General features: G+C 72.9%; 11 protein-coding genes. 10 read left to right on the top strand and 1 reads right to left on the bottom strand.

Going from position 1 to position 13,960, the window contains the following annotated elements; translation table 11 throughout:
- The first annotated feature begins 106 nt into the window (after positions 1-106).
- The 9 genes from AVW11_RS01295 to AVW11_RS01255 all read left to right on the top strand — a co-directional run bounded on the left by AVW11_RS01295 (position 107) and on the right by AVW11_RS01255 (position 10,955).
- Positions 107-1,252 (top strand): LamG domain-containing protein, encoded by a 1,146-nt coding sequence (locus AVW11_RS01295; RefSeq protein WP_107277648.1) that lies wholly within the window; start codon positions 107-109, stop codon positions 1,250-1,252.
- A gap of 255 nt (positions 1,253-1,507) precedes the next feature.
- The gene (locus AVW11_RS01290; protein WP_240528101.1) at positions 1,508-2,221 is read left to right on the top strand and encodes a glycosyltransferase family 2 protein; all 714 of its coding nucleotides are present in this window, start codon (positions 1,508-1,510) and stop codon (positions 2,219-2,221) included.
- Positions 2,218-2,643, top strand: a complete 426-nt coding sequence (locus AVW11_RS01285) for a hypothetical protein (protein ID WP_143568786.1) — start codon at positions 2,218-2,220, stop codon at positions 2,641-2,643. The genes AVW11_RS01290 and AVW11_RS01285 overlap by 4 nt, the downstream gene beginning before the upstream one ends.
- On the top strand, positions 2,643-3,773 hold the full coding sequence (locus AVW11_RS01280) for a glycosyltransferase family 4 protein (protein WP_076042940.1): 1,131 nt from the start codon (positions 2,643-2,645) through the stop codon (positions 3,771-3,773). The genes AVW11_RS01285 and AVW11_RS01280 overlap by 1 nt, the downstream gene beginning before the upstream one ends.
- Positions 3,770-6,061, top strand: coding sequence for a DUF2206 domain-containing protein (locus AVW11_RS01275; protein ID WP_076042939.1), 2,292 nt, complete (start codon positions 3,770-3,772; stop codon positions 6,059-6,061). The genes AVW11_RS01280 and AVW11_RS01275 overlap by 4 nt, the downstream gene beginning before the upstream one ends.
- Positions 6,058-7,209, top strand: a complete 1,152-nt coding sequence (locus tag AVW11_RS01270; protein ID WP_060179232.1) for a glycosyltransferase family 4 protein — start codon at positions 6,058-6,060, stop codon at positions 7,207-7,209. Before AVW11_RS01275 ends, AVW11_RS01270 begins: the two co-directional genes overlap by 4 nt.
- Complete coding sequence (locus AVW11_RS01265) at positions 7,202-8,599, top strand: lipopolysaccharide biosynthesis protein (protein ID WP_076042938.1); 1,398 nt, start codon at positions 7,202-7,204, stop codon at positions 8,597-8,599. Before AVW11_RS01270 ends, AVW11_RS01265 begins: the two co-directional genes overlap by 8 nt.
- A complete protein-coding gene (locus AVW11_RS01260) occupies positions 8,596-9,840 on the top strand; it encodes a polysaccharide pyruvyl transferase family protein (protein WP_060179234.1) in 1,245 nt (414 codons plus the stop codon). Before AVW11_RS01265 ends, AVW11_RS01260 begins: the two co-directional genes overlap by 4 nt.
- On the top strand, positions 9,837-10,955 hold the full coding sequence (locus AVW11_RS01255; protein ID WP_076042937.1) for a glycosyltransferase family 4 protein: 1,119 nt from the start codon (positions 9,837-9,839) through the stop codon (positions 10,953-10,955). Before AVW11_RS01260 ends, AVW11_RS01255 begins: the two co-directional genes overlap by 4 nt.
- A 31-nt stretch (positions 10,956-10,986) precedes the next feature.
- Here the strand turns inward: AVW11_RS01255 and AVW11_RS01250 are convergent, their stop codons facing one another.
- Complete coding sequence (locus AVW11_RS01250; RefSeq protein WP_060179236.1) at positions 10,987-12,192, bottom strand: cellulase family glycosylhydrolase; 1,206 nt, start codon at positions 12,190-12,192, stop codon at positions 10,987-10,989.
- A 184-nt stretch (positions 12,193-12,376) separates the two neighbouring features.
- Here AVW11_RS01250 and AVW11_RS01245 point away from each other — a divergent pair, with 184 nt between their 5' ends.
- A complete protein-coding gene (locus tag AVW11_RS01245; RefSeq protein WP_076042936.1) occupies positions 12,377-13,885 on the top strand; it encodes a DUF4246 domain-containing protein in 1,509 nt (502 codons plus the stop codon).
- Positions 13,886-13,960: the final 75 nt, after the last annotated feature.

Raw genomic sequence — 13,960 nt, 5'->3', positions numbered from 1 at the left:
TCCCGTGACGCGGTCGGCGGCCTGGTGCTCCGCCGGCGGCAGCCCGTGGGAGCTCGTGCCGTACCGTCTGGTGGCGGTGCGCCTGTCATGTTTTACGATCCGTCCCATGACTGACGGTACGGATCGCCCGAGCACACCCCAGCCGGACCCCACTGCGGGGCAGGCGGGCTACGGCTACCCCCAAGGGACGCCCGGCGGTTACGGATTCCCGCAGGCCTGGCAGCCCAATCCGTACCAGCAGCCGGTGCCCCAGCCGGGCGCTGCCGGAGAGCCGCCGCACCACCCCCAGGCACCCCAGGCACCCCAGATGCAGCAGCCGCCCCTGGAGCCCCACCCGGAGCCGCAGTTGGCCGGTTTCACGCCGCCGCCTCAGCCCGACTGGCAGGCGATGGCCGACCGTACGGAGGCGCAGCAGCGCAGACGCAAGCGGATGCTGCTGGCCGGCATCACGGTGGTGGCGTGCGCCCTCGGCGTCGGCGCCGGGCTCTTCATCCTGGACAGGGACGACAAGGGGGGGAAGGCTCCGGGCCCCGGCGGCGCCTCGCAGTCGGCGACGGCCGCGCCCGGCCAGGACCCCAACGCGCCCACCGTCCCCGGCGAGCCGAACCTGCTGCGCGACCGCTCCGGCCAGGTCAACATCGCGCTCAGCCCCGACGCGGTTCTCGGCAAGGTGGACAACGGCAACGTGCTGCGCCTGCGCAGCAACGGCAACTCCTACGCGCAGGCCGCCGAGCCGGTCGTCGACGCGTCCAAGAGCTTCACCGTCTCCGCCTGGGTCTACAACGAGGCCGACGGGGGTTCGCGGTTCGCCATCAGCCAGGGCGACGGCACCTCGTACTCGTTCGAGTTGGGCCGCGAGGACAGCAACGGCAAGAAGTCCTGGGTGTTCCGGATGCAGACCGACGAGAAGGGTGCGGCCTCCACCGCCGTGGCCGCCACCTCGGACGGCCTCAACACGGTCCGCACCTGGGCCCTGCTGACGGGGGTGTACGACGCCCAGGGCAAGACGCTGACGCTGTACGTCGACGGCAAGGAGGCCGGCCGTGCCCCGGTGGCGGCCGCCTGGGCGGGCCAGGGGCCGCTGCAGCTGGGCCGCTCCCGCCACCACGGGATCTGGAGCGGTCCCTGGGCCGGCGTCATCGGACACGTGCTGGTGTGGGACAAGCCGCTGACTGCGGATCAGGTTCTCGCGCTGAAGGGCGGCAAGCTCGACAAGGAGATCAAGCCTGTCGGTTCGTGGCTGGTCGGTTAACCCTTTACGACCGAATTTGCTGCGATCTGAGCATGGCTGGCAGGTCACCCTGGTGGATCGGCGTCTCACGCGTCCGATAGGGTCGCCGCTGGCCCGGATGCCGGGTTGACGTCCGCAGCAGAAACACCCAACAGACCGCCCGGCTCGACGTGTGCGGCCGAGACTCCACGATGTGAAGGCCCTCAGTTGCCGCGGTGCTTGCACGGCCGCCGTTCTGGTCCGGTACCGGGGGATGAATTGAATACGCTTTCCGTCGTGATTCCGGCGCTCAACGAAGCGCCCAACCTGCCCACCGTGGTCAACTCGGTGCCCACGAGCGCGCTGCGTGCCCTGGGCTGGGAGACCGAGGTCATAGTCGTCGACAACGCTTCCACCGACGACACCGCCGCGGTGGCCGCCGCGCTCGGCGCCACCGTCGTCTCCCAGCCGGAGCGGGGGTACGGCAACGCCTACCATGCCGGGTTCCGCGCGGCGAAGGGCGACGTCATAGCGACCGGCGACGCCGACTGCACCTACCCCTTCGACTCCCTGCCCGAGCTGCTGGGCACCTTGACGGAGGCCGACGTCGAGTTCATGACGACCAACCGGCTGCGCCGCGAGAACCGCTCGGCGATGAAGCGGTCCCACACCATCGCCAACCATGCGCTGAGCGCTCTGAGCCGCGCCCTGTTCCGCAACGGACTGCGGGACTCGCAGTCCGGCATGTGGGTCTTCCGGCGCTACGTATGGGACGGCGTGGACGTGAAGTCGACCGGCATGGCCTTCTCCCAGGAGATCAAGAACGCCGCGACCCGGGCCGGCTACCGCTACCTCGAAGTGCCCATCGAGTACCGCAATCGCCAGGGCGAGGTGAAGCTCAACGCGCTGCCCGACGGGATGGCCAACCTGCGCCAGCTCTTCGAGCACCGCTTCCGCCGGTCCGGCGAGGAGCGTTCCGCCCGCTACGAACGGCGGCACACCCCGGCATGAGGAAGCGTCTGATCCGAGCGGCGCTGGTGTCCGCGGTGGTGGCCGTCCTGTGCGCGGGAGCGTGGTCGCTGCCGCCCGTGCGGACGGTCCTGCTGGACTCGTTCACCCGCCGGCAAGCCGCCTACATCGAGCTGTACTTCACCGAGAACCCGCGCTTCGACGGAGCGAGCGTCCTCGTTCCCTTCGCGGTGAACGACCACGGTTCCGGAGCCCGGTCGCTGGTCGCGACGCTCACCGTGGAGGCTACGAACGGCACGGTGCTGGCGACCGAGACCTACCCCGTCGAACCCCACCAGGGCGCCGCGGTCCCGGTCACGGCGCGGATCCGCGCCAAGGGGACCGACGTCGCCCTGGTCCGGGTCTCGCTCACCGGGCACCCCCAGACCCTCCACTTCCGCTTCGGCCGGCCCCCGGAACTGTGATGCGCACCGTTGTCCAGATCACCCCGTACTACCCCCCGCACCTCGGCGGCCTCGAGCGCGTCGTGCTGCACCTGTCGCGCTGCCTCGCCCAACGCCACGACGTCCGCGTCGTCACCACCACCCTGGACTCCGGCGGCGCACCGCGGCGGGCCCGGGAGGACGGCGTCACCGTGCGCAGGCACCGTGCCGCCGAGTTCGCCCACACCGCCATCGCGCCCGGACTCCTCGGCTCGCTCCTGGCCGCGCCGCGCGGCGCCGTGCTGCACGCGCACTGCGCGCACGCCCTGCTGCCGGAGACCGTGGCACTCGCCGCCCGGCTGCGCCGGCAGGAGTTCGTACTCCACTTCCACCTCGACGTGGACGCCAGCGGGCGCCTCGGCGGACTCCTGCCCGCCTACAAGAAGCACGTCTTCGGACGCGTCGCCCGCGCCGCCGCGGCGGTCATCGTGCTGACCGAACAGCAGGCCCGCTTCGTCGAGGAGGCCTACCGGGTGCCGCCCGCGCGCGTGCACGTGGTGCCCAACGGAGTCGGCCCGGAGTTCTTCCGTCCCGCGCCCGCCCCTGCCGCCGCTCCGGTCGTCGCGGCCACCGAGACCGCCACCCCCCGGCCCCTGCGGCTGCTCTACGTCGGCCGGCTCAGCGCCCAGAAGAACATCGCGCGCCTGCTCGACGCGATCAGCCTGGCCGCCTCCCCGCTCAGGCTCCGCATCGTCGGCGGCGGCGAGCTCGACGCCGACCTGCGGGCCCGCGCCGCCGCACTCGGCCTCGGCGAGCGCGTGGAGTTCACCGGGCCCCTGTACGACGAGGACCTCCTCGCCGCCTACGCGGACGCCGACGTCTTCGTCCTGCCCTCCGACCGCGAGGGCATGCCCCTCGCCGCGCTGGAGGCCATGGCCGCGGCCCTGCCCGTCCTGGCCACCGATGTCCCCGGCAACACGGAACTGCTGCACGGCGTCGGCCTCCTGGCCGCACCGGACCCGGCGTCGCTGGCCGCCGCCGTGGACCGCCTGGCGTCCGACCCCGCCCTGCGCGGCCGGCTGGCCGGCCGCAGCGCCGAGCGGGCCCGCCGCCACACCTGGGAGGAAGTCACCCGACAGGTGGAGCTCGTGTACCGGAAGGCAGGGATATGAAGGCGCCCACCTGGCTGCGCGGACGGCTCGGCGTCCTGCTGAGCCTCGGCCCCGCCTGCGCCGTCGAGACGCTGCCCGGCGTCCCCGCCCTCCTGCTCGCGCCCGTCGGACTGTGGCTGCTCTTCGCCGCGCCCGTCCTGCTGCTGCGCGGCCTCACCGACAAAGTCGTCTCCACCCGCAGCGGCTCCCTCCTGCTGGCGGCCGGCCTCGCCGTGCTCCTCGACATCCTCGTGGCGCTGGCCGTCAACACCGTGCTTCCGCCGCTCGGCGTGGAACGGCCCCTGACCCGGCTGGTGCTGGCCTCGGCGACCACCCTCGTGCTGCTCGTCCTCGGAGTCCTCGCCCCCCAGTCGCCACGGCCCCTCCTGCGCGGCACACCCCTGACCGGCGCCCGCCCGGTGGCCTGGGCGGCCGGAGCCGCGCTGCTGCTGTCCGTGGCCGGCCCGATCAGGCTCAACAACGGCCTGGGCGGCGCCGTCAGCACGGCCGCCCTTGTCGTCGTCACGGCGCTGATCGTGCTCCTGCTGCTTCGCCACGCACGCTGCTCCCCGACCGTCGTGGAGGCCGGCATCTACGCCGCCTCCGCCACCCTGCTGCTGCTCACCTCCCTGCGCGGCTGGTACATCACCGGGCACGACATCCAGCGCGAGTACCTCTACTTCCGGCTCACCCTCGGCGGCGGCTTCTGGGACATCTCCGCCTACACCGACCCGTACAACGCGTGCCTGAGCATCACCCTGCTCCCGGTGAGCATCTTCCGGCTCACGGGCATCGAGGACATCTACGTCTTCAAGGCCGTCCTGCCGCTGCTCTTCGCGCTGACCCCGGTGCTGGTCCACCGCGCGGTGCGCAATGTGGCGTCCCCGCTCGTGGCGCTGCTGTCCGCCGTGTTCTTCATGGCGTTCCCGACCTTCTTCACCGACATGCCGTTCCTGGGCCGGCAGGCCATCGCCTTCCTGCTCCTGGCCTGCGCGATGCTCGTCCTGACGGATTCCCGGCGCCCGCTGCCCCTGCGGCGCGCGGTGTTCACCGTGCTCCTCGCCGGAGTGGTCCTGTCCCACTACTCGACGATCTACGTGATCGTCGGCACCCTGGCGACCGCGTTCACCGTGGACAAGGTCTGGCGGCTGGCCTCCCGGCCGGGCCGCGCCCGTACGCACCGCGCCGTCGGCAAGGGCCGGACGCGGACGTTCCTGACCTGGTGGACCGTGGCCGTACCGGCCGTTCTCGCCCTGCTCTGGGCCGGCCCCCTCACCCACACCGGCGGCCAGCTCGAAAGCACCCTGCGCGTCGTCGCGAGCGACCTGTTCGGGTCCGGCGACGCCCGCGCAGGCTCCTCCGACACCCGCTACAGCCTCTTCGGCGGCGCCGGGGTCACCCCCGAGGAGCGGCTCGCCGAATACCGCGAGGACACCATCGGCTACACCGCGGCCGACCGGGCCGACGGCAAGTACCTGCCGCTGGAGGCCCTCGCGAAGTACCCCACGCCCGTGGCCGAGAAGGAGAACCTGCCGCTCACCCCCGCCGGCCGGGCGCTGGACACCGTCGGCCTGAGCGTGCCCGCCCTCAACGGGGTGCTCCGGCAGGCCGCCGCCCTGCTGCTCCAGGCCCTGGTCCTGGTCGGGTTCGTGATCGCCCTGCGCGGCCGCGGCAGCCCGTTCACGCCCGTCCGCGACCAGATCACCCTGACCGTGGGCGCCCTCGCGATGATGGGCCTGTTCACCCTGGTGCCGCAGCTGTCGGTCGACTACAGCGTGCTCCGTGCCTTCCAGCAGGGCCTGTTGTTCTTCGCCCCGTTCATCGCCGCCGGAGCCCTGTGGGCGGTGCGCCGGGCGGGCCGCCGCGCCGTCCCCGTGCTGTGCGTCCTCGTCGCCGGGCTGCTGCTCGACCTGACCGGGGCCGTCCCCAAGGTACTCGGCGGCTACCCCGCGCAGCTCGCCCTCAGCAACTCCGGCCCCGCCTACGACATCTACTACCCGCACGCCGAGGACCGCCGGGCCGCCATGTGGCTCAACCAGCGGGCTGCGGGCGACGACCTCGTCGTACAGACCGACCGGTACTCCTTCAGCCGTCTGCAGACCCTCCTCACCGTCCGCACACAGGACAGCGTCCACCCCGCGCTGCTGCGGTCCCAGTCCTACGTGCTGCTCGGGTCCACGCCGACCCGCAAGGACGAGGTCACCGTGTTCTTCCGGGGCGACCTCGTGACGTACCGGTATCCGCGCGACCTCCTCGACACCACACGCAACCTGATCTACAGCAACGAAGGGGCGGTGGTCTACCGATGAACCACGTCCGGCGCCGGCCCCGGGTCCTGCTCGTCAGCCACTACTACCCGCCGCACCTGGGCGGCATCGAGAACGTCGTCCGCAACGAAGCGCTCCACCTCGCCCGGCACGGCGCCGACGTCACCGTCCTCACCAGCGGCGACCACGCCGGCATCCACCACGAGGACGGCGTCCGCGTCGTCCGCGTCGCCGCGTCCAACGTGGTGGAGCGCCGGTCGGGCGTCCCCTTCCCGCTGTTCTCCCCGGCCCTGCTGCCCGCAGCCCTGCGCTGGGCCCGGCACGCCGACGTCGTCCACGTCCACGACTGCCTCTACGCCTCCTCCTGGGCGGCCGGACTCGCCGCGGCCGTCACCCGCACCCCCACCGTGGTGACCCAGCACGTCGGCATGGTGGCGCACCCCTCGGCCCTCGTACGCGCCGTCCAGCGGGCCGTCTACGCCGTCGCGGGCCGGCCCCAGCTCCGCCGCGCCCGCCGGGTGCTCACCGTCAACGCCGACGTCGCCGCGTTCGTCCGCAGGCTCGGCGCCCGCGCCGAAGCCCGCCACCACCTCGCCAACGGTGTGGACACCGGCCTGTTCCGGCCGGCCGCCGACGCCGCGGAGCGCGCCGCGGCCCGGGCGCGGCTCGGCCTGCCCGCCGGACGCACCCTCGTGCTGTTCGCGGGCCGGCTCGTCCCCAAGAAGGGGTACGACCTCCTCCTCGACGCCCACGCCGGCGACGCCGCATACGACCTCGTCTTCGCCGGTGACGGGGACGCCGCGGCCCTCGCCGGACGCTCCGGCGTCCACCACCTCGGCTCCCTGTCGGCCGAGGACCTCGCCGACGCCTACCGCGCGTGCGACGTGTTCGCCCTGCCCTCCACCGCCGAGGGCTTCCCGCTGACCGTCCAGGAGGCCATGGCCTCGGGCCTGCCGGTCGTCACGACCGACGACCCCGGATACGCCCCGTACGGCCTGGACCGCGAGGTCGCCCTGCTCGTGCCCCGGAGCGTCCCCGCGCTGCGCGCCGCGCTCCACGGGCTCGTCGCGGACCCCGCCGGCCGGGCGGCGACGGGAGCCGCCGCCCGCGCGTTCGCCGAGGCCTCCTTCGGCTGGGACCGGCACGTGACGGCGCTGCTCGGGCACTACGGGGACGCCGGCCGTGGGTAGGCACGCCCGGCCCGCGGACCAGATGTTCCGCAGCTCGTTCTTCCTGCTGGCGTCCACGCTCACGACCGCCGGGCTGAGCTTCCTCTTCTGGGTGGTCGTGGCCCGCTTCTACCCGCCCGAGCAGGTCGGGCTGGCCACCTCGCTGATCTCCGCGACCTCGCTGCTCTCCTACCTGAGCATGCTCGGCCTCAACAGCACCCTGATCCGCTTCCCCGCCGAGGGCAGGGCCCGCAACGGCCAGATCACCCAGTCCACCACCTTGGTGCTGCTGGTCTCCTGCGCCGCCGCCGGGCTCTACCTGCTGGGGCTGCCCTGGTACGGGCACAAGCTGCTGTTCGTCCGCGACCACGCACACCTCGCCGCCCTCTTCGTCCTGTCCTGCGCCTGTGCCTCGCTGAACCTCCTGGCCAAGTCCGTCTTCATCAGCGCCCGCATGGCGCAGTACAACGTGCTGTCCGACGGGCTCCTCCAAGGCCTCGCCAAACTCGCCGCGCCCGTCGCCCTGGTCGGGTTCGGCGCGGCCGGAATCCTCGGCTCGGCGGGCATCGGCTACGCGGTCGCCGGCGCCGCGGCCCTGATTCTGCTCCGGCGCCGCCTCGGCTTCCGCTTCGACTTCCGCACCCGCGGCACCCGGCTGCGCGAACAACTGCGCTTCTCCGTCGCCAGCTACGTCTCCAGCCTGATCAACCTGGCGCCCGTCCTGGTCACTCCGCTGATCGTGCTCCAGAAGCTGGGAGCCGCCGAAGCCGGCTACTACTTCGTCGCCTTCCAGATCGCCGCCCTCCTGAACTCCGTCTCCACCGCCGTCGGCGAGGCCGTCTTCGCCGAGGTCTCCTCCGACCCGTCCCGGTTCGGTGAACTCCTGCGCCGCTCCGCGAAGATCATCGCCGCGGTGCAGGTCCCCGCCGTCGCCGTCGTCGCGGCCGGCAGCGGGCTGCTCCTGCTGCTGTTCGGCGGCGGCTACACCGCCGCCGCGAGCGGGCTGCTCACGGTGCTCGCCGTCGCCGCCCTCGCCGTCGCCCTCAACACCTGGGCGTGTTTCGGGCTGAAGCTGGCCCAGCGGATGAAGCAGCTCATCGCCGCCAACACCGTCCTCGCGTGCACCACCATCGGCCTGGCCGTGTGGTGGGCGCCGCACGGGCTGGTCTGGGTCGGCTGCGCCTGGGGCATCGGCAACCTGGCCGCCGGCCTGTTCGCCACGGTCGCCCTGCTGCGCGGCCGGCCCTCCGCCCCCCGCCCGCCGGAGCCGGACCTCGACCCCGGACCGGGCTGGTCCCCCGTCGACACCCTCCAACTGCGCGCCGTGCGCCTGCCCGGGCCGACGGCCCCGGATCCGCCTTCCGCCGCCGCGCCGTCCGCCGCCACACCTGCCGAGAGGTACCGCCCGTGAAGATCGTGGTGATCAACGCCTACGTCCGGGAGAACGCGGGCGACGCCGCGCTGCTCTCCGTCTGCCTGCGACAGGTCCGCGAGGCGTACCCCGGCGCCGAGGTCCGCGTCGCCGGCATGGAGGACCCCGCCGTCCACCCCGCGTTCGAGGACGCCCCGAACCTCGGCTCGATCCGCCGCCACGTCGCCGACGGCACCGCTTCGCGCTCCCGCCGGATCCTGCGGAAGCTGTACGTCGCAGCGGCCTGCGCCGGCCTTCTGCTGCTGCCCCGGTCCGCCGCCGGCGTCCTGCGCAGGGTCCTGCCCGCCGAGGCCCGGCGCGAGGCGGACGCCCTGGCCGGCGCCGACCTGGTGGTGTCCACCGGAGGCGGGTACGTCCTGGCCCGCCCCGGGCTCGACGGCCACCAGAACGTCTTCTTCGTCCTGTTGCCGGTGCTGCTCGCCCAGCGCGCCGGCGTGCCCGTCGTCTTCGCCCCGCAGTCCTACGGCCCGTTCCCCTCGTCCCTCCAGCGGCGCCTGGTCGCCCGCGCCCTCGGCCGGTCCCCGCTCGTCCTGGCCCGCGAGGACGTCAGCGTGGCCCAGCTGCGCGGCTGCGGCCTGCCCGACACGGCCGTCACCCGGGGCGTCGACTCGGGCTTCGCGTTCGACCCGCCGCCGTCCTCCGACTGGCGGGCCCGGCTCGGCGTCGCACCACGGCAGCGGCTGGTCGGGGTCACGGCAAGGCGCTGGCTGGCCCCGGCCGCCCAGGACGCGTACGAACGGGCCCTGGCCGCCACGATCGACGCCGTCCAGGCCACCGGAGCGCGTGTCGTGCTGATCCCGCAGGTCAGCACCGACTACCTGAGCGACGACGACCGCATCGTGGAGCGCCGGATCGCCGCCCACTGCACCGCGGCGCCGCTGCTGATCGAGGACCGGGTGGACTACCGCGATCTCAAGGGCGTCTACGGCGAGTGCGCCCTGCTGATCGGCACCCGCTTCCATTCGGTGATCTTCTCCCTGACCAGCGGCGTGCCCTGCGTGGCCATCGAGTACGAGCACAAGACCCGCGGCATCATGGCCGACCTCGGCCTCGGGGCCCACGTGCTGGCCATCGAGGACGTCACCCATCCCCGGCTGTGGGAGCTGGTCGCACCGCTGCTCCAGGACGACTCCGACTACCGCGAGCAGCTGCGACGCCGCCTGCCCGGCTACATCACCGAGGCGGAAGGCTTCCCCGGCCTGCTGCGGGCCGCGCTGTGAACCCCCGCACGGTGGCCGTCGTCACCCCCTACTACCCGCCGCACCTCGGGGGCGTCGAGCAGTACGCGGCCCGGGTCGCCCGGGCCGTGCACGACGCACCCGGCCTCGACGCCGTCGTCCTGACCAGCGGGCCCGGGCTGCGCACCCGTACGAGCGTGGAGGACGGCGTGCGGGTCGTCCGGCTCGGCTCCTGGTTCCGGCTCTCCAACACCCCCTTGAGCCCGCTGTGGCCGTTCCAGCTGCGGTACTGGTTGCGCCGTACGGGCGCCGACGTGGTCCACGCCCACGGCCCCGTGCCGGGACTCGGCGACATCGCCGTGGCCGTCGCGGGCCGCCGGCCCGCCGTGTTCACCTACCACGCCGGCTCGATGCTCAAGGGCGGCCCCGGCACCGGCGCCGCGGACCGCCTCATCGGCCTCTACGAACGCCGGGTCCTGCCCCGGGTGTTCGGCCGGGCCCGGGCGCTCGTCGCCGTGTCGCCCGTCTCCCTGGCCGCCGGGCGGCCGGGGGCCCTGGAGATCAGCCCCGGCGTCGACACCGGCCGTTTCACGCCCGGCCCGCCGCCCTCCACCCGCCCGCCGACGCTCCTCTACGTCGGCCGCATCGACCGGTCCTCGGCGTGGAAGGGGGTCGACGTCCTCGTCCGCTCCCTGGCCGAGGTACCCGGTGCCCGGCTGCGCCTGGTCGGCGGCGGCGACGCGGTCGCCGACCAGCTCGCCCTGGCCGCGTCCCTCGGCGTCGCGGACCGGGTCACCGCCTCCGGTGAACTGACCGGGCCCGACCTGGTCCGGGCGGTCCGCGAGGCGGCGGTGCTGGTCCTGCCGTCCCTCACCGAGGCCGAATCGTTCGGCATGGTGCTCGTCGAGGCGATGGCCTGCGGCACCCCGGTGGTGGGTTCGCGGGTCGGCGGCATCCCGTACGTCGTCGAGGACGGGCGGACCGGTCTGCTGGTGCCGCCCGGCGACCCCGGCGCCCTGGCGGGCGCCTGCCGGCGGCTCCTTCAGGACGGTGCGCTGGCGGACCGGCTGGGCGAGGCGGGGCTGCGCGCCGCACGCGAACGGTTCGCCTGGGACGGCCTCCTGGCCCGGTACGTGGACCTGTTCCGCACGCTGTGAGCGCCGGCCGGCCGCCCGGCAGGGCACGCCGCTAGCGGGGCTGCTTCTTCGCGTACTCCTCGATGGCGGCCCGCAGCGCGGCGAAGGCGGGCTTCGCGGAACCGTCGTAGCGGCGCAGCCCGTAGTACTTGGAATGGCTCTTGTCGCTGCCGGTGGCCGTGTCCTGATGGGCGAACCAGAAGGCGGCGGCCACGTATTTGTCCTTGGCGGCGGTCGGCACGGTGTCGGTGGCGATCCGCGCCTGGAACTCCTCGCTGACGTGCGTGATGTTCTCCGCCCGGGACTTCTCGTCGGCGGCCGGGTTGCCGGGACCGTTGGTCGGCGCGCCCGTCTCCGTCAGCCACACCGGCATGCCGGGTGTCCCGTGCCGCTCGGCGACGCCGACCAGGTTCTCCCCGGCGCTGCTGATCTCCGTGAAGACCTTGCCGTCGTGCGGGAGCTGGGGCCAGGCGTAGGGGTGGTAGCTGAGCGCGTCCACCACCTTGTTGCCGCCAAGTCGGCAGACCTGGTCCAGGAAGTCCAGGTGGGAGACGTATTTGATGGATTCCCAGGTGCCGACGGCGGCCAGGCCGCCCATCAGCACGTAAGCCGTCGGGTCGGCTTCGCGCAGCGCGGCCGCGGTGGAGCCGAGCAGGGTGGTGTACGCCTTCGCGTCGGGCTTGGGGTACCAGAACTGGGGGAGGTTGGGCTCGTTCCAGACCTCCCACGTGTGCACGCCCTGGGGCGCGTAGCGCAGGGCGGCGAGCTTCGCGAACGCGGCGAACTTCCTGGGGTCGGCCGGCGGACACGTGGGACGGTGCCCCGTGCAGGATTCGGCCCGCGCCCACGCGGGGGTGTAGGCGACCGTGGCGAGGATGTCGAGGTTGCGTTCGCGGGCCGCCTTCACGATCCGGTCGAAGCGCTGCCACTGGTAGGTGCGCGGGCTGTCCGGCTGGATGTTGTTCCAGGACAGGTCCACCCGGATCCAGGTGGTGCCCAGCCCCACCGCGTCGTTGAGGGCGGCGGCCAGGCCGTCGTCGGACTTCCAGGTGAGGGTGTCGCCGTAGGAGACGCCGAGTCGCAGGGCGTGCTCCTTGGGCGGCTCGGGCGGCCGCGGGAACCCGCCGGCGGGCCGCGCGCCCGCGTCGGACGCAGGCCCTGTCGACGACGCCGCCGCCACGACCGTCGCGGCGGTCGCCAGGACGAAGGAGACGAAGGCGACGACGAGCCGCTGCCGTGTACTCGAATGCCCCACCATGAGGTCACCCTAAGGCAAGCGTGCGGCGGCTCCCTTACCGGCCGGGCCCTCACCGAGCGGTCCGCAGCGGCCTGCCGCTGCGCATCGAGGGCGTTCGCCGGCGGCTACCGGGACCACGGCGGCGCTGTCAGTGCGCCGGGCTATTCTTCCGGCCACCGCACACCGACCGTAGGGACCCGAAGAATTGACCGGCCTGTCTGCTTTCCCGCTGCCCTTCACCGCGTCCCGTTCCCTATCGTTCGCGAAACCCCGAACGCTGCGGGAACTCGAGATCATGCAGTGCAGCGCGCACCTCCGGGCGAAGCCGGGATGGTTCGAGAAGATGAAGGACGCCGACATCGCCGCCCGGTGGACGCAGGAGGCGCTCGCCCAGGGCCTCGGTGAGGCGCAGGTGCGCTACGTCCTCGCCGAACTCGAGCACTACGCCGCGCTGCGGGACGCACGAACCGGCATCGAGGTGTCCGCCGTCGACGGCGTGTGGCAGTCGGACACCCTCGTCGACGACCGGCTCAGGTCCCGGCTGCGCGAGGCGGTCCGGGTGCTGGAAGAGGTACCCGAGGCGGAACTCGACTGGCACCCCGGATCGGACGGCCAGGTGCTGGATCTGGTGCACCCCTCGCTGTTCTGCCTGGTGAGCGAGGTGAGCGGCGCCCCCGCGCGGGCCTGGCAGAATCCGACGACCCGCTACTCGAAGCACGAGTTCTCGGAGAGGTTCCAGTGGCTGCCCACGGACGTGGACGTCACCGACGACGGCCAGGCCGCCTTCCGCTCGTACGTCAACAACGTCCACCCCGAGGCCCATCGCGAACTGGCCTGCGTCCTGCCGGACCTGTTCGCGAGGATGCTCCCGCTGTGGGAGAACGTGCTCACCGATCTGCGCCATCCGCGGCCCCTGCGGATCGAGGCCGACCCCTACGGGTGGTACGACTCGGAACCGGAGTACCCGCACAAGTCCTCCTACAGCGACCCCGCGGCGCACGAGGAAGCCCTCCGCGCGTGGTCCGCGGCCCATGACGAGTGGTGGGAGAACCGCCGCCCGGTCATCCCGGAGGCACCGGACTTCACCCCGCCCGAGACGCCCGGCGCGTCCGACCGGGTCGACCTGCGCGGCCGCCGCCTCCAGGTGATCGTCAAGCTCGCCACCATCCACCTCACCCCGGACAAGCCCGCGTACGCCGGCGGTTCCTGGCACGTCGAGGGGATGCTGAACGAGCGGATCGTCTCGACCGGCATCTACTACTGGGACAGCGAGAACATCACCGAGAGCCGGCTGAGCTTCCGGGCGGCACTCGACGACCCGGACTACGAGCAGAACGACGGCGCAGGCCTGCGCGAGGTCTACGGCCTGGAGGACGAGGACGCGCTCAACCAGGTGCTGGGATCGGCCTCGACGCCGGCGGGCCGCTGCCTGGCCTTTCCCAACATCCTGCAACACCGCGTGGGCGACTTCCGCCTCGCGGACCCCACTCGTCCGGGGCACCGCAAGATCTTGGCGTTCTTCCTGGTCGACCCGTCGGAGACGATCGTCTCGACCTCCGATGTGCCACCGCAGCAACCGTGGGCCGACACCGCGACGATGACGCGCGAGCAGGCCGAGACCTACCGCGAACAGCTCATGCAGGAACGCAAGTTCTTCGTCGACGAGCACAACGAGCAGCTCTACGAGCGGGAGTTCTCCCTCTGCGAGCACTGACCGAGTCCACACCCTGCACCGAGGGGCCGTTTCCGGAGCGATCCGGCAACGGCCCCTCGGGCGTTTTCCGGCGCG

The sequence above is a fragment of the Streptomyces amritsarensis genome (assembly GCF_001953875.1).
Classification (GTDB): Bacteria; Actinomycetota; Actinomycetes; order Streptomycetales; family Streptomycetaceae; genus Streptomyces; species Streptomyces amritsarensis.
The sequence above is the reverse complement of the archived record's forward strand: the minus strand, read 5'-3'. Positions and strand labels throughout refer to the sequence as shown.